This is a genomic window from Streptomyces sp. NPDC005878, from assembly GCF_040629815.1.
GTDB lineage: Bacteria > Actinomycetota > Actinomycetes > Streptomycetales > Streptomycetaceae > Streptomyces.
Genome location: NZ_JBEXWK010000006.1, coordinates 250,434 through 267,565, shown reverse-complemented (window position 1 = coordinate 267,565; position 17,132 = coordinate 250,434). Strand labels below are relative to the sequence as shown.

Below are 17,132 nucleotides of genomic sequence, written 5' to 3'. Positions count from 1 at the left end.
GGGCGGCAGTGAGCGCACCTGGGCGGAACACCCCCTGCCCAGTCCGCCCAGGTGCCCCTGCGGCAGAACGCAACAGCACCACCCCCTAAGCAACCAGAAGGAGGGGCGAGCTATGGCGAGGAAGAACTACCTCGATAGGCTGGTCCGCAACAGCGAGCGCATGGACAAGGACACCCGGCGGGTCATCCGCAAGGGCCTGGGCACCAAGAAGCGGAAGAAGTCCAAGAGCAAGAAGCGGGCGAAGAAGAACCAGCGCCAGATCCGCGCACTCGCCGGCCAGATCGGCCAGCTCACCCAGCAGGTCTCCACCCTCACCACCGTCGTGGCCAAGGACCACAAGGACAGGGAACTCGCCACCTAGCAGACAGCAGCCATCCCCCTTCCAGGCAGCGCGAGGGACCAGGAGCATGCATGCCCCACGGGCGTACCCGCCGCACCGTCCGCATTATGTCCCGGTCCTTCGCCGGCGAAGCAGGCCGCACCCTGAACACACTCAGCGCCCGGCGTGGCCGGCCCGGCGTCCCGCACGCTGAGGACCTCAAAGCCACCCGGGCGCAGGGACTGCGCCGGACCCTGGAGGAACTGGGCCCGCTGTATGTGAAAGTCGGCCAGATCCTCGCCACCCGCCCCGACTTCGTACCGCAGTACATCCGGGACGAACTGGAAAACCTCAACGACCACGCCAACGTGGAGCCGTTCGCCCGCTTCGAACCCGTCCTTGAAGACAGCCTGGGCGCCGACTGGCGGCAGCAGTTCACTGAGATCCATACCGAACAGCCCCTGGGCGCCGCCTCCCTGGCCCAGGTCTACAAAGCCGTCACCGCCGACGGCACCCCCTGCGTCATCAAAGTACAGCGCCCAGGCGCCTCCGCGGCGGTGCTCGGCGACATGGCCGTCCTGAAAAGGGTTGCCCGGCTGATAGCGAGAGCGGCACCGCATTTCAACGAAGTCGTCGATGTCGGGGCCATGCTGGAAGTCCTGTTCACCGTCATGGAAGACGAACTGGACTTCACCCGCGAGGCCCGCAACATGAAGGACGCCAGGAAAGCCGCCAGGCACTTTAAACGGGTACGAGTACCCAAAGTCATCACCGCCACACCCCGCGTTCTGGTACAGACCTTCGCGGACGGTGTGCCCATCAACCGGGTGAAGAGCGACGACCTCAGCAAGAAACAGCGGAAAGAAATCTCCTACCAGCTCATCCAGTTCATGTTCCGCTGCTACTTCCTGGAAAGAAAATTCCACGCCGACCCGCACCCGGGAAACATCATCATCAGCCCCGACGGCAAAGCACACCTCATCGACTGGGGCATGGTCGGACGCCTCGACCGCACCACCAGCGCCGCCATTCTGGGCACCTTCATGGCGATGGCCCACAATGACGGCACCGCCATGGCCAGACAATGGGTCAACCTGGGCACCGCCACCCCCTGGAGCAACGTATCGGCCTTCATCGGCGACCTCACCCGCATCGTCCCCCACTGGACCGACGCCACCCTGGCCGAACTCAACTTCGGGGTCGCCCTCATGACCCTGCTGCGCTACTCCTCCCACCGCGGCATCCAGATCACCCCGCTCGTCTCGGTGGTGGGAAAATCCGTCGCCAACATCGAAGGATCCGTGCGCTGCCTCTACCCCAAACTGAAACTGTCCACCGCGCTGCGCAGAACACTCACCACCATCATGCGCGACCTGCTGCTGGACACCCTCACCGAAGAACAAGCCGCCCAGGCAGCCCTGCACCTGCTCAGCGTCCTCACCCAGGCCCCCGCCCAACTGCAGGCATCCCTCGCCGACCTCTCGGCCCGCCAGCTCACCGTCCAGACCCGGACCAACCTCGGCGATCCGATCACCTCCGGACGACGGCAGCGGATCCCAGGACGCAGCAGCATGGCGCCGGCCGCCGCAGCAAGCGCGGCCTACGGCTGGGCCCGCGAACGAGCACGGAGGACACCGTGACACCCCCGCCCCTCCCCCCGGCCGGCCCCTCGCTCGCCCCCACCGCCGGACCAGTGCGAGCCACCGGCGCACCCCCGCCCTCCCTGCGCCGCGCAGAGCCGGACCCCCAGCACACTCCCGTGACACCGACCGCGGTGATCTGCGGGATCGGGGCCTGCCTGCCGCAGCGCAGCGTCAGCAACCAGGAACTGGCCCATCGCCTGCACATCCCCGCCGAGACCATCCATGACCTCACCGGCATCCGGCGCCGGCGCATCGCCGAACCGGGCACGAGCACCGGCGACCTCGCCGTCCTCGCCGGCCAGGCAGCCCTGACCTCCGCCGCCACCGCCAGCGACTTCCTGCTGCTGGCCACCAGCACCCCCGACCGGCCGATCCCCGCGACCGCACCCGAAGTCGCCCACCGCCTGAACCTGGGCGACATACCGGCCCTGGACGTCGGCGCCGGATGCCCCGGCTTCCTCTACGCCCTCACCCTGGCCCGCGCCCTGATCACCTCCGGCATCTGCAGCCGGCCCCTCGTGATCGGCGCCGACGTGATGAGCTCCGTCCTCGACCCCCTGGACCCGACCACCAGCATGGTCTTCGGCGACGGCGCCGGCGCCGTCCTGCTGGGCCAAGGCCCCAGCACACAACCGGGAGCCATCTGCGCCACCGACCTCGGCAGCGACGGCTCCGGCAGCGACCTCATCACCATCCTGGCCGGCGGATCCCGCCACCCACTGCGCGACGGACAGCCCCTCCCGCCCGCCCAGCACTGCCTGCGCGAGCAGGGCCCAGAAGCCTTCACCCACGCGGTCACGCGCATGACCGCCTCCTCCCGGCACGTACTCGACCGGGCAGGCTGGCCCACCCGCTCCGTGCACGCCTTCCTCGGCCAGCAGGCCAACACCCACCTCCTCACCACCGTCGCCGACCACCTGGGCATCACAGCGCCCAGCTGCTTCGGGAACATCGCCGACGTCGGCAACACCTCCGCCGCCTCCCTGCCCCTGGCCATCGCCGACACCGCGGCACGCCAGGCCGTCCCACCCGGCACCCGCACCCTGCTCACCACGTTCGGCGCCGGACTGACCTGGGGATCAGCCGCCCTCACCTGGCCCGACACCAAGCCTCTGCTCGTGGAGAGCGGGTAAGCCAAACCCCACCAGCACCATCAGGCAGCGCGCCGCACGGGCGGCACCGCGCCGCACGCTGGCCTGCCGCCCGCCCCTCCCCCCACCTCGCCAACCCGGTGCACCCCGTGCCACCGACCGGGATCCCACCCCCACCCGCGTCAGCCAGCCGGCGAATCCAGGGCGCAAAGACCAGCCCGGAACCTCCATAAGCCCCAACAGGAGCCCCGCCGCCCCGACCGCTGGTCCATCAGACCAGCAGAACTCTCCGGCTCTCTGACCGAAGCCGCCCTCCCCCATGCCTGCCACCACGGAACGGAAGCGCAGACCCGGCGAAACGAACACGGTTCCCGGCGCCAAAGTGCGGCCTCACCCCCAGCAGCCGCACCCCGCCACAGAGCGTCAACCCCGCCACCCCGACGTGACCCCGCATTCCCAGATGACACCCGCACTCCGCCAGCCGCCGCCAGCACAGCGCTGACCACCTGCTTCCCGCCCACAGCAACGCCCGCTCCCCCAGGCAAGCACCGCCTGCACGCACCGCAACTCCGCCCAGGAGCCCTGTGTTTCCTATCCTGGCGCCGGGAGGTGTGCATGGTGCCCGAGGGAACTGTGAAGTGGTTCGATCCGAACAAGGGAGTCGGCGTCATCACCTGGGAGAACGGCCAACCGGACGCCCTTGTGCACGCCTGCGCCATCCAGGTCTGCTGCCGCGCACGCACCCTCGCAGCGCAGGACGCAGTCATCCTCGACGTCATCAAGGACTCCGACGGAATCTGGGCAGCCAACATCCACCGGGCACAGCCGCCCTGCCCCCACAGCAGCGCTGAACCGCACTGAGACGACAATCCCCCTCGGGTCTCGGTGTCACAGCGGATCCGGTGGCCAGGGACCGTGGCAGTTCCCGTGACGGCGAGCGTCCAGCCGTCACCGGCGCCGGGGCGCCCCAGGCGGGAACCGTCCGAGGTACCTGCGAAGACCAGCAGATGGCCCTTTGTCCCGGGGGGCCGGTTCCTGGGCGCGCGCACGCGCCGGGCGTGCGCGGGCTCGCTGTGGAGATGTGGGGGCTGCCCCTTGCAGCCCGTGCGCCTTTGTATGCGCGGTTGCCCGCACGGGGTGTGAACGGGTCATGTGGAGGTGTCCACGGGCGCCTTGTGGTGGTGCCGCACCCGCACCCCTGAGGCACGCCCCGTCACAGGGAGGCATCCCCCCCCATGATCCGGTGTCTCAGACGACATCCTGCCCCCGACACGTACGCCGGGCCTTCCCGGGCTTTGCGTCGATCACCCGCCCCGTCGGCACGGCGCCCCGCAGGGAGGGCAACTCATGTACTCCCGCCCCCGCGGCCTGCTCTTCTGGCTTCTGCTGGTCATCACCCTGTTCGCCATCGCCACCGCCCCCCTACAGATCGCCCACGCCGTACTGGCCGTCTACCACGGGACAGAGACGTTCTTCACCTCCTTCAGTCTCTTCCTCAAAACCCTGGAAGCAGGCTGATCAACGGCCGCCCTCCAGCCCCGCTTCCCCTGCCCGGAGCACACCCGGCGTTCCAGGAGCCTCCTATGCCCGTACTTCGCTGGACCCTCCCGCTCGCCCTCTGCGGCCTCCTGTTAGGCACCAGCTGCGCTGCACCGCCCCCAGCGCCGGACTTCAACATTGACCTCCTGCCCGTCATGTCCCCGCCCGCCGCGCCGCGTGAATCCACCCCCGCGCCTCCCCGCCGTCCAGGCGTCCCGCAGCCCTCGCAGGACAGCGCCCGAGCCGGTTTGCCCCCGCCGCCGACGGCCTCCCCTTCGCACCCGTCTGCGACAACCCCCTACCCCTCTCCCACCACGACCGCCCTCCCCCCGCCGTCACCGCCCCCAGTGCCGCCCCCGTCACCGCCTCCGGCCTCTGCACCTTCCCCGGCCCCCCCAGCCAGCTGCCCGCCGGACACCAGCCCCCTGCCCACACCCGTCACCCCCGCCACACCCCAAGCGCCAAGCCCCTGGCTCCCCCTCGCCACGACCACGCTGCCGGGAGACACCGAAGCGCCCCCTGCGTGCGACGACTTGCCCTGACCGCCTGCGTACCGGAAGGCCACCCGGCCATGCAAGCCATTGGCATCGCGGGTTCAGCGCCTGGTGTGGCTCTGCGTCGTGGGCGCGGAAGGGCAACACCATCCGCGGGATGCCCCCGGCAGAGCGATGGTGGTCGAGGAGCTGGAGGGCGAGGATGTAGAGGGCGGGGGTCGGTGGGCTGGGCATCGACGCTGCGCCAGGGCCGCTGTTCGGCGGTGATGTGGCTGTCGACCTGGTCGATCATGTCGGTGCCGGTGACGTGTTCGAAGGCGGCAGGCCAGGTCAGGGACATGGCCAGGAGCACCAGGCGCAGATCGGTGAAGAGGCGGTTGGGGGGCTCACCGCTGCTGGGCCCGGCGGCGGCCTCAGCCAGCCGACTGTGCAGGACGAGGAGCTGCGGAGCAGGGCGGTCGCCGGGGATTGCGAGATCGGGGCTGCTGTCTAGGTGGTGCCCGCAGGGGGTTGTGCTACGCAAGTTGCCGGTGTTGCGGCACTGGGCAGGGTGTAGGCGCCCTGGTCTGGGATATGAAAGTCGTGGGGGTTCGGTCGCCGTCCTTGCCTACTCAGCTCAGCATTGACCGTCTGCGCGAGGCCCAGCTGCGTGCCGAGCGGGTCCTTGACCAGGTCACCGCCCGCTACGGGTCCATCATCGGCCCCGCTTCCGCGTTCCTGCGGGTCTCATGGACCCGCCCCGCGCACGCGAGCCGGCCACCCGAGGCGACTCGGAACAGTGAGCGCCGTTGAGGTGCTACGAACACTGCGGATCCTCCGTGCGGTTCCGACTGCGGGCCAGCAGCGTGGGGATCGAAGAGATCTTTTCCTCATCGAGGTGATCCCACATGATGCCCGCCGGGCGGTGCGGCGTCGTGCACTCGATGACCTCGTCGGGAGTGACCACCAGGTCCACGTTGACGTCGTGATCCGTTGCTGGAATCGAACCGTCGATCACCTGCAGCGAGTGGACCGTTGTGATGACCACCGTGTCGGGTCGGATGAGTCCGGCCTCGGCGAGCAAAGCGAACTCAAGGTCTGAGTAGCCAGCCCCCTTACCGATCCGGACCCCTGCACGATTGACGGCAACGCTACCCAAGACGATGACGTCAATGGGAAGGAGTTGATCCACGTCAACGGTGGGGGCCACAGTCGCCGCATGCTTGCTCGAAGCAGCGATATCGTGCGGAGCGGAGAGCTTGCGCGGGTCGAGCAGGTAGAAGGGCTGACGCGTCGCTAGCTTCGGCACCGCCATGTACACAAGCTTGCCCGCTTTCAAAGCGAGACTCCGTACGGGCAACTGTGCTTTGTCAGGAACAGACTTGACAACACTCGCGGTCTTCCAGATGTCGAGCTCGGCCAAGCGTCGAGCTGCTGCCTCGGCCCCAACGAAGTTGGGGATACGACCGTGTGCTGTCTCATCGTGTACCGCCCCGGCCGTGTCGAGTGCCTCCCATACCGCCCTTCGGACCAGTTGCTTCTCTTCGTCGTGCACGAGCGGCACAGGGGTCCTCCTCACTAGTTATGCGGCCATCATGAGCGCCAGAAGCCGGTCGTGGACATCCGCAACGATCGGTTCTTGTCTCCACGGGCGAAGTTCACGGGCGGCACCGAAGACGAGATTCATACCTCCGCCGCCGCGGGTCTCCTCAAGCTCCGCGATTGCCTCTCCCAAGGTCTCCACTGCCGCGTCAAGCTCATGTTGTCGGATGTAGGCCAGCGTAAGGTTGCCCAGCACGATGGCGCGCGACTTCTTTCGATCTTGCAGTTCAGCGGCTGTGGCCTCCAGGATCAGCTGGGCACGACGGTGCTGTCCTAGGGACAGGTAACAGGAGCCGGAGAGGCGTCCGATCTGGGTGGACGAGACAAGTCCTACGGCGGCGTCTGTGGCGTCTGACCTTTCGAGTACTTGCTCGGCCTGCTTGAGAGTGCGTTCGAAGGCACGCTCTTCTCCGAGCATCGCGTGTGCCTCACCTGCGTGAAGGAGAGCCAAGCCAGTTACGCCCGGGCTGGTCAATCGGGCTGTCTCAGCTGCTTGCAACGCCAGACCAAGTCCAGTTCTCGGATCCTGCTGGGCCCCATACAAGGCGACGTAACTGGTGCGGAGCAGAGCTCGGGCCTCCAGGGTGTGATCGCGGAGCCGACGTGCGATCTGGCCACTCTGGTCGTAGTAGTTCCTGGCCGTATCCTGGTCTCGCCGCTGAGACGCATCCCATGCCAACTGGCCCATCAGCACCGACGCGTCAGCCTGGATGGACATCAGTTCGCGCTGCACACGGCCGCCGCGCGCTTCCCGCGCGAGGAAGGTGAGGTGGCTGAGCTGCTCCCCACCTCTCGCGAGAAGACTCGCCGAGGGCACCTGGTCGTATCGCTCGGCCAGTTCGTCAAACTCCCGTCGCAGCTCCCCAACGGTGCCCATATCGACCTTGGCTGGGTGGCGTAGGGCATGTTCGCGGCGTTGCTGATCAAAATCAGACTCGTCGATCGGCTCCGTGAGCAGACTTTCGAGCTCCAGAGCGTTCACGCGCAACTGGGCGGCTAGCCGGGGTCGCTGCCAGGGCTGGGGGGATCCAGTACCCGCTTCCCAACGCACCACCGTGCTCCGGTCCACACCGAGGCGATCGGCAAGGGCCTCCTGAGTCATCCCGACCGTCTTACGGCGCTCAGCGAGGCGATACCTCCTTTGCCCCATGACGTTGCTCCCACTCCATCGAGCCCAGTTCACAGATACAGCCAGGTCATGCCCCTACTTGCATCACCGATGCCTCATTAGAGCATCAATCCTGCTCTGGATAGCTCGAGTTGGCGGCAGTTGAGTAAGACCCACTTCGCGGTTCTACGCGATGTCACCACCGTCAAGGCCAGCGGCCGTGAATCACCCCCAGGGCAGAAGGGAAGTGGGCAATGAAGGTCCAGCTCCCTTTGACGCAGGCGACGGCTCTCTTCGACCAGTCAGCGAGCAGCGCGGGTGACTTCGCAGCCCTAAACCTGATCACCTACCGGCTGCGGACCAACGCGATGCGCGAGGACCGGCAGCGGATCGAGAGCCTGCTCCGAACGCTGGAGTTGAGGCTCGATCCTCCGCCGGAGCTGGCAGCAGCCGTCGCCCAAGCGCGTCAGCTCTTGGAGATGGAGCCGATCGACCGAGGCCGGCCAAGCAGCTCGTACGTCCGGATACTGCGCAGCCTCACGACGAGGGTCGAAGCCCTCCGCGTGTCGGCCGCGACCTACACCAGCGCTCCCCAGGGCGCCGACGTCAAACCGATTCACGCGCGACTCGGGAGAACGGCCGAGGCGCACGGCGGTAACGTCTGCTGGTTCCATCACGACCGGGGCTTGTCCGACTGGCCGCTATGGGAGCGGCCGGGCTGGCAACGTCTCCAGCGACTGATCCAAGGCAAATGGATCACGCTGCTCACGGTCGAGTCAGCCAGCGACCTGGTCCCGCCGATCTGCGTGAACGAGCCGCAGTGGGGGCGGCGCGGACTGGAGACGTGGCTCTACGGCTGGGGCATACGCCTGGTCTGCCGCACCGAAGCCGACCCCGAGGCGGGTGCGCTGCGATGACCACCCTCCCCTCCCCCCGCTACACACCCCAGGATCATGATCTTCCGTTCCCTGTTCACCTAGGGTCTGCTCCCCCTGTATGCGGTACTCCTGGCCCGCTCCGTTTGGGCCGCACGCCGCCAGGCCGGGGCGCCAGCGGCCCCGCCTCGGGGGCCGCTGCCGTTCTGGCAGCACTACCTCCAGCACTGCGCCGGGTTCCCGCTCCTCTGCCTGGTGCTGATCTCACTGGTGTGGGTGTTTCCCGGGCGACTGCCATGACCCACGCTCCGCCGGCGCCCCGAGCCGTCTGGCTCCCCGCGCGGCAGTCCGGGCGGATCGGCTTCCGCTGCGGTCCGCACGTCCCGCCTCCCCCATAGCTGGTCACCTCCTGGTCGTGGTCGAGATCCCGCATCCACGACGCGGCCAGGAGGCGGCCCTCCAGCCGGGGCCTTCCCACCCGCGGCCCGGACGCTGCGCCCGTGTGCGGCACCGGGGATCACGGGAAGGCGCGGCGCCGACTGCTGGCCCACCTGTTGTGCGGGGCGGCAGGAGCAACGTGCGCCCCGGCCTCCGATCGACCCGAGCCCTGAGGCCGGCCCACCCTCATCACGCCCGTTATCAACCATCTCGCCCCACTTTCCTGGGGTGGCCGAGAGGATAGTCCACATGCCGAGCAGCCCGCTCCGGTTACCGCCGCGCGACGTCACATTCTGGGATTTCGTGGCCACGAGCGGCGTATACCTGCACCCGCTCACCGCCGAGGAGCTCCGCCTTTTCGAGCAGCGCTTCCCCGGCCACCGCGGGAAGAAAGCGGTCGATGCGGGCTGCGGCACCGGGGACTTCACCCGCTACCTGTACGCGTCGGGGATGGACGTGACAGGCATCGACTGGTCCCCCTCCTCCATCACCCTGGCCCGCCAGGCCACCCCCTGCCCGCTGCCGTACGTCGTTCACGACCTCTCCCTCGGTGACCCGCCCGGCCTGATCGCGCGCAGTGTCGACCTGGTCGTGTGCCGCCAGACCGTGTCTCTGCTCGACGACCCCGACGCCTTCCTCTACCGCGTCCGCACCAACTGGCTACGCCCGGGCGGCCAGTTGTACCTGAGCGAGGTCCGCGCCACCGACCACGAGGCCCGCACCCTGCGCGGCGGCATGACAGAACACCACCTTGCCCGGCTCGGCGACGGCTGGGCCCACGCCACGCGCTACGACCTCGCCAGCCAGCGCGTCGCCTGCGTGATCCTGCGCAGCCCCGCCAGCTGAACTCCTCCCTTCCGACAGCCTGTTCACCTCCCTTGCCAACGAGGACCCATGACCCCGCAGCCTCCCACTCCACCCACCGTCCCTCCCGCACCCCGATCAGGGCGGCGGCGCATGACGCGGAGGGGAGTACGGCCCGTATCCGCCACCGACCTCAGCAACACCGGGCACATCGTCTTCACCCGCATCGCCCGCGGTGGGTACTTCTTCGGCTCAACGCTCCCGCTCCCGCGCGACCTCGCCCAAGAGTTACGGGTACCGGAGATCTGCGTACGGCCCGCGCTCGACCGCCTGCATGACCTCGGGGTCCTGGAGCGGGACGCCGGCCGCCGCCTGGTCGTGGCGCCGCGCGAGCGGTGGAAGGTACGGCACGCCGAACCGGGACCCGGCGCGGTCGCCGCCGCCCGGCAACTGCGCGGCGAGATCCGCGATGGCGTGCACCGCGTGAACCATCCGCTGCCGCCAGGACGCGACCTCGCCCGCCTTTTGGACTTCTCCCCGCGTGATGTCCGCCGGGCCCTGCGCGACCTGGCGGCCGAAGGGCTGCTGGCACTGCCCGTGAAGGGCAACGCCATCGTCATCAGCAGCCACCCCACCCCAGTGCATCCGGCTGCGCTGGCCGAGCAGGGGATGGAGAGTGCGCCGTGGTGACGTCCGGGCCTTCATGGAGAGGGCCGGGAGCACCAGCTGTCGACGACGACGCCTACTGCCGTCCGAACCCGGCCCGCCTCTATCACCTGCTCAGTGGCGGCCGGGACTCGTTCCAGGTCGACCGGGACTTCGCGCATCGGCTCCACGAGGCGGACTACACCATCGTGTCCGCCGCCTACAACAACCGCGACCACACCGCGCTGACGGCACGGTTCTTCGCCCAGATCGGCTTCCAGCAGGTCCTCGACCTGGGCTGCGGGTACGCCTACGACTGGTCGAAACGCCTCCAGCGCCACGAGCCGCCAACGCTCGGCGAAGTACTGCCGGGCGCGTCGATCGTGCACGTGGACATCGACCCCATCGTCGTCGGAGTCGCCCAGAGCACTATGAGCAGCCTCTCTGGCAACCCCAGCATCCTCCAGGCCGACATTCGGTACATGGCCGAGATCCTTGCCCATCCCCAGGTCGCGCCTCGGTTCGACCTGACCCGGCCGGTCGCCGTCCTGCTCCACGACGTGCTGCCGTGGATCGAGGACGACCAGGCCGTGACCTCAGCCCTCGCGGTGTTGCGGGAGTGGCTTCCGCCCGGGAGCGCCCTGTCAATCACCCACGCCAGCCCGGACCTGACCCCCACGCCTGACGCGAAAGCCAAGCTCACGGCCCTGTGGGCCGAAGAAGCAGCCGTAGCGTTCCGCCCCCGCACCCGCACAGCGATCCAGACCCTGTTCGGTGACTGGCCCCTACTCGACCCCGGCCTCGTCCCCACCCACCGCTGGCACCCCGAACACCCCGATGCGCGCGCTCCCGCCGCGAACTCCGGCGCCTACGCCGGCATCGCCCTCAAGCCACAGCTCTCGATCGTCAAGGACCCGTCGTGTACCTCATGAGGCTCCTCTCGCACGAGGACCGCCCGCTCGTCGATGCGCTGCTCACCGCCCGCACCGCCTGGGCCCAGCAACAAGATCACCCGCACCACGGCCACAGCCTCGCACTGCTGAGCATGCTCGCCGACGGCCACGACACCACCCAGGTCATCGGGATGGAAGAAGACGGTGACCTCGTCGGAGTCTTCGTCCTCGCCGTCCGTGAAGCCGCCCTCGTGGGATGGAGCGCTAAGGAGCGGCAGGAGGAAGCCCTGTCGGTCACCCACCCCGCTCAGCACGGCCAGCGCCTCGCGCGTCTGGGCTCGGTGTGGCTGGCCGACTACATCGCCCGCCGGCCCGGACCGCCGCGCTGGGTGCGCGGCACGGTAACGGACAGCGCTGTCGCCCTCTACCTCCAAGGCGTCTGCGGCTGGCAGCTCGACCGGTTCTCACGGGATCCCGACGGACGCCGCGCCTACCGCCTGCAACTCCCCGCCCAGGCCACGCCCGATCTCTATCACCTGGTCGCCACCAGCGCCGACCTGGCCGCACCACTCGCCGACCCCGCCCCGGCCGTGCCAGCACGGACGGCTCTGCTGCCCCGCTGACCCCCGGACCGCGTCATCGAGCCCCGATCGGCACCCCCCAGAAGGGACCTCGCAGATGTACCGCCCCCACCCAGCTCAGCTCGCCCCCGCCAGCGTCCTCCCCGGCGACCGGCCCCGTGCTGGGTTAGGCCACCATCTCCTGGCGCATCCGGTCCAGGGCATGACCGGCGGCGTCCCGGCTGGCCGGGAGCCGATCGCCTGCAACCCGCACGATCCTCTGCAACTGGTGCGGCAGCCGCTGCCGAGCGGCCTCGGCGACGGCCGTCTCCAGACAGGTGGTGGCGCCGTCGCGATCGTCGGCCAGCAGCCGCACGTGAGCCACGGTGATCAGCTCGATGACGCGCCACTGCGGGGCCACCGTCATGGTCGGGATCGGGGCTTGCTCGATCAGCCGTATGGCGATGTCCGCCCGGCCGGTGGCGACCAGACCGCGCAACCGGATCTCGTGCAGCGCGTAGGGGTTGAACAGCGAGGTGTGCTCCACCACCTCCAGCAGCGCCGCCGTCTCGCTGACGACGGCATCGAACAGCGTGCCGTCGCCGAGGGATCCGGCGGCGCGGGCCAGGAGCGGGAGGACAGCGGCCCGCGCGGCAGGGCCGGGGGCGAGAGCGGCGGCCTGCTGGAGGCGGTCGACGGCGGCGCCCTTCATGCCCGCCTTGCGCAACTCGTTGCCATGCATCCGCAGCGCGGACGAGGAGAAGGCCCGATCACCGAAGTACTGGGCGATCGGCAGACTCTTGCCCGTCCAGCGCGCAGCCGTCGCGAGCCTTTCCTCGGGCAGCACATTGCCCAGCGCCACGCCGAGTCCGACCCGCGCCCGCGCCAGCAGGTGCAGGACCTCCCGTTCCGCATGACCATCCTCCAGGCGGGCCTCCAACCGGGCGACCAGCGGCCAGAGTTCAGCCACGGCTTCGGTGGCGTGGCCGGACTGGCGAGCGATCTCCGCCAGGCGCACAGTGGACTCCCCGAACTGGAGCATCGCGCGGTGGTCGGTGTCCGCGACATCGGTGATGCCGAGCAGGTGCGGGGGCAGGCGCAGCTGGTCCGCGATGCGCCGCCGCGAGCCGACGTCCTCCACCGTGCGCTTGCCCAGCTCGATCGCGGACACGTACGTCTTGTCGTAGCCGAGCAGGTGCCCCAGCTCCGTCTGGTTCAGGCCGTGAACCGCCCGGAACAGCCGCAGGATCTTGCCCAGGTCGCCGGTTGCGAGGATCTGCTGCGCCTGACCGGTGGCCCAGTGCCAGGCAGCGAACCGGGACGGCGGCCGTGTTTCCAGCGCCCTGCCTCCGACGGGTTCCTTCCCGGTGCCGTCCACGGGTTACACCTGGGCGAACCACGCCGCGATGGACCGCTTGTAGCCCTCGGGCATCCTCAGCGACGGCACCTCATCAGCCGTGAACAGGCCGACCTGCTTGTGCTCGTGGCTGACGACAGGGGCCCGGTCGGGGGTCAGGACCGTACAGCCGTAGGTGACGATCAGAACGCGCCGCCCCGGGATCGGCTCGTAGATCCACGCGCCGCCGTCGATCAGGGGTCCGGTCTGGATCTTCCAGCCGGTCTCCTCGGCGATCTCCCGCTCCAGGGCCTGCTCGGGCGAGTCGTCCGGGATCTGCGATCCGTCCGGGCTGCCGACTTCCAGGCGGCCTCCGGGCAGCTCCCACTCGTCTCTCTCGTTCCGCAGCAGCAGGGCCCGGCCCTGTGCGTCGAGCGCGACGCCCTTGATGGAGACGGGCCACAACGGCGGCGTGTACGGCATGGCGGCGTTCCTCGTCCATCAGCGCGTGCAAGGGGCGATCGGAACGTAGCACGCCAGCCTCAACTCAGCTGCGTTCTGCCCGACTTGCCCGAGTCGACAATCAGTCGCTTTACCGCCCGCCCGTTGGCCGCGAACAGTGGGTCAGCCACCCAGCGAAGGAGTCCCGTGATGAGCCACGCCCACGCCCTGCGTGCTCCCGCCCCGCCGTTCCAGCCGGCCACCACGCTGCCCGTGGACGACCTCGCGGAGCAGCTGCGGCAGACCGGGCTGGTCACCGTGGACCAGCTGATGGTCCGCTCGGTCCTCACCTCATTCGCTGCCCGCATCATGCGCGTCACCGCTCACCGTGACAGCGACGCACGGGACGGGGTGACCACCATCTACGACACCCGCCGCCACGCGCGGCGGGCCGGGTACGGCGGCTTCACCAGCAGTGAACTCACCCCCCACACGGAGCGCTCCGGAATCCCCAGGCCGCCCCGCCTGATGCTGCTGGTGTGTGCCAATCCGGCGGCCAAGGGCGGCGAGTGCCTGCTGACCGACGGGCAGGCCGTCCACGCCGACCTCGCCGCCCACCACCCCGAAGCCCTGGATCTGCTGTCCACGCGGCACACCGCTTTCTTCGGGGGCGGCGACGGCCACGCCAGCCAGGTCTTCACCCGCCAAGGCCCAGGGCGGGTCTCCATCCGGCTGCGCCTGGACGCGCTGGCACGCTGGAACCCCCTCATCGAGCCCCACCTGCCCGTCCTGCGGGCCACGATCGCACGCCACCAGATCACGGTGCCGCTCCTGGCCGGACAGGGCTACCTGCTGGACAACAGCCGCTGGCTGCACGCCCGCAACGCCTTCACCGGTGACCGCCTGATGTGGCGGGTCCTGGGCGAGCCACTGCCCGGCCTCGGCCCCCTCCCCCATGGATTCCGCCTCGCCACGAGCGCCCCCGGCCACACCCCCGAGGAGGCCGTGTCGTGACCCAGCGCCACGCCCGTATCGCCGTGTCCGGAGCTGCGGACCTGGCCCGCACTCGCGACCGCGTCCTCGCACTGATCGCCGACTGGGGAGTGACGCTGGAAGCCGAGCAGCACGGCGCGATCAAGCTAGTGACCTCGGAACTCGTCACCAACGCCGTCACCCATGCAGCGGGCCCAGTCACCGTTGCCCTCTCTCTCGACGACCGGCTGCTCCTGGCGGTGTACGACGGGAGCCAGGTACTTCCCGCCCGGCTGGAGGCCGACTACGCGGCCGAGTCCGGGCGCGGGCTTCTCTTGGTCGACGCCTTCGCCAGCCGCTCAGGCTGGGACCGCATGCCCGAGGGCAAGAAGGTGTGGGCCGAGTGGGACGTGGTTCTGCCGACCGAAGCGGTCAGCGTCCGCACCCGGGCGGCGACCAGCCCCTGCCGCAGGCTTCACGTCTTGCCCAAGGGCGTGGCGTTGGTCGGAGCAGTCCAGTGAGCGGGCACAGGTCTGCTCTCTTCAGCGCGCTCGGCGGAGCCATGTCGCGCGGCACGTCATGCGCGGGCGAGCAGGACCGTGGCGCGCTGGGACAGCTCGCGGGCCGCGGTGACGTTCTCGTACCGGGCGAGTCGGACGCGGAGGTCTTCGGCGGCGTCGCGGACCTTGATGGACTGGACGCCTTCGGCGCAGTCCAGGAACTCGCTCCACACCACGAGGGCCCCGTCGAGGTCGCCCTGCTGGAGGTGGAGGCCGCCGAGGTTCCCGAGCACGCTCGCGCGGGTGCGGCGGCGGTCCAGGCCGTAGGTGTCGAGGGCCTGGTGGAGGTGTTCGCGGGCGGCGGGGAGGTCGCCCATTCTCGCGAGGGTCATGCCCGACGCGTACGCCCACCGACCGATGGTGAAGTGGGATGCCCAAGACTGGCCGGGGGGTGCGGTGGCGGTGCGCTCGATCTCGGTCTTGGAGGCGGCGAGGGCTTGCATGGCCAGGCGGTGGTTGCCGTCCAGGGCAGCGGCCTCGGCGAGCGTGGACTGGTAGTAGGCGACGGCCCGGGGGTCGTCGAGGTCTTTCGCGTAGGTCATGGCCTTCTCGGCCAGGGCGAACGCTTCGGCGCGGTGGCGCGGCCCGCGAGCAATGGACTGAACGGCGGCCCCGCGCAGGGCAGTCGCGGCCAGCTCCGGCTCACCCGCTTCGGCGGCGAGCCGCCAGGCGTGCCCGTAGTAGTACTGGGCCTTGTCCTGATGTGGCCGGTCGTCACTCTCGTCCTGGGTCATCCAGCCGACCAGGTGCGCCAGTTGGGAGGTGGCGGCGTACAGCTTGCGGCCGGTGGCCTCGGTGTAGCGGCCCTTCAGCCAGGGACCGACGTTGTCGACCAGGTAGTCCACCGCGAGGCGTTTGACGTGGCCGCCGCCGTACTCAGCCGCCAGGTTCCCGAGCGTCGTGACCATGGTTTCGATCGCAGCCACCTCGCCGGCGCCGACCCGGACGGCGGTGGGGGCTGCGGCGCGGACGCGTCGGGTGATCGCTTCAGCGTCGGGGACGCCGAGGAAGGCGAGGGCTGTACCGCCCGAGGCGGTCAGGAAGATCCGACGGTCCACGTCGCTGTCGCTCCTTCCAAGGGCCAGAACGGATTCCACGGTATCCACGTACACGGGCTCAGGTCCGGGGATCTCGGCCACCTGATCCGTTGCGATTCCCAGAACGCTGACCACGGCGGGCATCCACAGCTCGCCCGGCAGACGCTCGCCCGCCAGGAGCTTGCGCGCGTACTGGCGGGACATGCCGGTGGGCCCCCGGGCAGCTGCGATGCCGAGCCCACGGGCGAGCTTGGTCGGCCCCCAGCCGCGCTCCTCGCACGCCTGCCGGATCTGCCTGGCGATCCGCTCACCACCGGAGTCCATGGCCTCCCCGACCTTCCCTCCGCCCAGGGTTACACGGGACTACACGGGGTTACATCTTGGGCCCTCTCCCCTTACTCCGTACGGGAGTTGAGTGGATTCCACGCCGATCAGCGACCGCTGGGAACGGGAAACGGAGTGATCCATGAGCGCACGGCACCGGCACGCCCGCACCGCCCGCCAGCCCTGCGACGAGAGCCGACTCCCACTGGTCGTGCTTCTGCTGCTCGGTATGGCCGGACCCGCCTGGACTCTGCGCGATCCGGTGGCCGTGATCGTCACCGAGACGGTGCGGGAGGCCGTCTCGGTAACGCTGCCGGACGCTCCCCCGTCCGACCCCTGAAGACGCTCCGGCACTCGCACGTTGGTCCGTTCCGGGTGCCGGAGCTCCCCAGACTCCGCCCGTTCCCACTGGCAGTCGGCCGGGTGGACGCGGGTGCCGACCGGTCCCCGAGGCCGATCGGCACCCGCAGCA

At 69.5% G+C, this 17,132-nt stretch carries 18 protein-coding genes; 13 read left to right on the top strand and 5 right to left on the bottom strand.

Going from position 1 to position 17,132, the window contains the following annotated elements:
• The first annotated feature begins 112 nt into the window (after positions 1-112).
• From ABZ404_RS13510 to ABZ404_RS13490, 5 genes are all read left to right on the top strand, one after another.
• The gene (locus ABZ404_RS13510; RefSeq protein ID WP_358830800.1) at positions 113-361 is read left to right on the top strand and encodes a hypothetical protein; all 249 of its coding nucleotides are present in this window, start codon (positions 113-115) and stop codon (positions 359-361) included.
• Between the two features lie 50 nt (positions 362-411).
• Positions 412-1,959, top strand: a complete 1,548-nt coding sequence (locus ABZ404_RS13505; RefSeq protein ID WP_358830799.1) for an AarF/UbiB family protein — start codon at positions 412-414, stop codon at positions 1,957-1,959.
• Positions 1,960-2,078: 119 nt separating this feature from the next.
• Positions 2,079-3,095, top strand: a complete 1,017-nt coding sequence (locus ABZ404_RS13500) for a beta-ketoacyl-ACP synthase 3 (protein ID WP_358830798.1) — start codon at positions 2,079-2,081, stop codon at positions 3,093-3,095.
• A gap of 573 nt (positions 3,096-3,668) precedes the next feature.
• Positions 3,669-3,914 (top strand): cold shock domain-containing protein, encoded by a 246-nt coding sequence (locus ABZ404_RS13495; protein WP_358830797.1) that lies wholly within the window; start codon positions 3,669-3,671, stop codon positions 3,912-3,914.
• A gap of 486 nt (positions 3,915-4,400) precedes the next feature.
• Positions 4,401-4,571, top strand: coding sequence for a hypothetical protein (locus ABZ404_RS13490; protein WP_358830796.1), 171 nt, complete (start codon positions 4,401-4,403; stop codon positions 4,569-4,571).
• Positions 4,572-5,882: 1,311 nt separating this feature from the next.
• Here the strand turns inward: ABZ404_RS13490 and ABZ404_RS13485 are convergent.
• On the bottom strand, positions 5,883-6,629 hold the full coding sequence (locus ABZ404_RS13485; protein WP_358830795.1) for a 5-formyltetrahydrofolate cyclo-ligase: 747 nt from the start codon (positions 6,627-6,629) through the stop codon (positions 5,883-5,885).
• Between the two features lie 18 nt (positions 6,630-6,647).
• Positions 6,648-7,817 (bottom strand): helix-turn-helix transcriptional regulator, encoded by a 1,170-nt coding sequence (locus ABZ404_RS13480; protein WP_358830794.1) that lies wholly within the window; start codon positions 7,815-7,817, stop codon positions 6,648-6,650.
• 212 nt (positions 7,818-8,029) lie between these two features.
• Between ABZ404_RS13480 and ABZ404_RS13475 the strand changes: the two genes are divergently transcribed.
• The 5 genes from ABZ404_RS13475 (at position 8,030) to ABZ404_RS13455 (ending at position 12,053) form a co-directional block, all read left to right on the top strand.
• Positions 8,030-8,692 carry a hypothetical protein gene (locus tag ABZ404_RS13475; protein WP_358830793.1) on the top strand — a complete coding sequence of 221 codons (663 nt, stop codon included), beginning with the start codon at positions 8,030-8,032 and terminating at the stop codon, positions 8,690-8,692.
• 699 nt (positions 8,693-9,391) lie between these two features.
• Positions 9,392-9,934, top strand: coding sequence for a class I SAM-dependent methyltransferase (locus tag ABZ404_RS13470; protein WP_358830792.1), 543 nt, complete (start codon positions 9,392-9,394; stop codon positions 9,932-9,934).
• Between the two features lie 111 nt (positions 9,935-10,045).
• Positions 10,046-10,582, top strand: a complete 537-nt coding sequence (locus ABZ404_RS13465; protein ID WP_358830791.1) for a GntR family transcriptional regulator — start codon at positions 10,046-10,048, stop codon at positions 10,580-10,582.
• A complete protein-coding gene (locus ABZ404_RS13460) occupies positions 10,579-11,469 on the top strand; it encodes an SAM-dependent methyltransferase (RefSeq protein WP_358990383.1) in 891 nt (296 codons plus the stop codon). The genes ABZ404_RS13465 and ABZ404_RS13460 overlap by 4 nt, the downstream gene beginning before the upstream one ends.
• Entirely contained in the window at positions 11,457-12,053 is a 597-nt protein-coding gene (locus tag ABZ404_RS13455; RefSeq protein ID WP_358830789.1) for a hypothetical protein, read from the top strand. Before ABZ404_RS13460 ends, ABZ404_RS13455 begins: the two co-directional genes overlap by 13 nt.
• A gap of 124 nt (positions 12,054-12,177) precedes the next feature.
• On the opposite strand, the gene ABZ404_RS13450 is transcribed toward ABZ404_RS13455, so the two are convergent.
• A complete protein-coding gene (locus tag ABZ404_RS13450; protein WP_358830788.1) occupies positions 12,178-13,368 on the bottom strand; it encodes a helix-turn-helix domain-containing protein in 1,191 nt (396 codons plus the stop codon).
• Positions 13,369-13,371: 3 nt separating this feature from the next.
• Entirely contained in the window at positions 13,372-13,809 is a 438-nt protein-coding gene (locus ABZ404_RS13445) for an NUDIX domain-containing protein (RefSeq protein WP_358830787.1), read from the bottom strand.
• A gap of 168 nt (positions 13,810-13,977) precedes the next feature.
• On the opposite strand from ABZ404_RS13445, the gene ABZ404_RS13440 reads away from it, so the two are divergent.
• Complete coding sequence (locus ABZ404_RS13440; protein WP_358830786.1) at positions 13,978-14,781, top strand: TauD/TfdA family dioxygenase; 804 nt, start codon at positions 13,978-13,980, stop codon at positions 14,779-14,781.
• Positions 14,778-15,260 (top strand): ATP-binding protein, encoded by a 483-nt coding sequence (locus ABZ404_RS13435; RefSeq protein WP_358830785.1) that lies wholly within the window; start codon positions 14,778-14,780, stop codon positions 15,258-15,260. The genes ABZ404_RS13440 and ABZ404_RS13435 overlap by 4 nt, the downstream gene beginning before the upstream one ends.
• A 56-nt stretch (positions 15,261-15,316) precedes the next feature.
• On the opposite strand, the gene ABZ404_RS13430 is transcribed toward ABZ404_RS13435, so the two are convergent.
• Positions 15,317-16,660 carry a tetratricopeptide repeat protein gene (locus ABZ404_RS13430; protein WP_358830784.1) on the bottom strand — a complete coding sequence of 448 codons (1,344 nt, stop codon included), beginning with the start codon at positions 16,658-16,660 and terminating at the stop codon, positions 15,317-15,319.
• Positions 16,661-16,802: 142 nt separating this feature from the next.
• On the opposite strand from ABZ404_RS13430, the gene ABZ404_RS13425 reads away from it, so the two are divergent.
• Positions 16,803-17,000, top strand: coding sequence for a hypothetical protein (locus ABZ404_RS13425; RefSeq protein WP_358830783.1), 198 nt, complete (start codon positions 16,803-16,805; stop codon positions 16,998-17,000).
• The last annotated feature ends 132 nt before the right edge of the window (positions 17,001-17,132 follow it).

Excerpts from the sequence above, each read along its gene's own strand:
- ABZ404_RS13510 (WP_358830800.1), top strand. The coding sequence starts at position 113 with ATGGCGAGGAAGAACTACCTCGATAGGCTGGTCCGCAACAGCGAGCGC.
- ABZ404_RS13505 (WP_358830799.1), top strand. The coding sequence starts at position 412 with ATGCCCCACGGGCGTACCCGCCGCACCGTCCGCATTATGTCCCGGTCC.
- ABZ404_RS13495 (WP_358830797.1), top strand. The coding sequence starts at position 3,669 with ATGGTGCCCGAGGGAACTGTGAAGTGGTTCGATCCGAACAAGGGAGTC.
- ABZ404_RS13490 (WP_358830796.1), top strand. The coding sequence starts at position 4,401 with ATGTACTCCCGCCCCCGCGGCCTGCTCTTCTGGCTTCTGCTGGTCATC.
- ABZ404_RS13480 (WP_358830794.1), bottom strand. The coding sequence starts at position 7,817 with ATGGGGCAAAGGAGGTATCGCCTCGCTGAGCGCCGTAAGACGGTCGGG.
- ABZ404_RS13475 (WP_358830793.1), top strand. The coding sequence starts at position 8,030 with ATGAAGGTCCAGCTCCCTTTGACGCAGGCGACGGCTCTCTTCGACCAG.
- ABZ404_RS13465 (WP_358830791.1), top strand. The coding sequence starts at position 10,046 with ATGACGCGGAGGGGAGTACGGCCCGTATCCGCCACCGACCTCAGCAAC.
- ABZ404_RS13445 (WP_358830787.1), bottom strand. The coding sequence starts at position 13,809 with ATGCCGTACACGCCGCCGTTGTGGCCCGTCTCCATCAAGGGCGTCGCG.
- ABZ404_RS13440 (WP_358830786.1), top strand. The coding sequence starts at position 13,978 with ATGAGCCACGCCCACGCCCTGCGTGCTCCCGCCCCGCCGTTCCAGCCG.
- ABZ404_RS13430 (WP_358830784.1), bottom strand. The coding sequence starts at position 16,660 with ATGGACTCCGGTGGTGAGCGGATCGCCAGGCAGATCCGGCAGGCGTGC.
- ABZ404_RS13425 (WP_358830783.1), top strand. The coding sequence starts at position 16,803 with ATGAGCGCACGGCACCGGCACGCCCGCACCGCCCGCCAGCCCTGCGAC.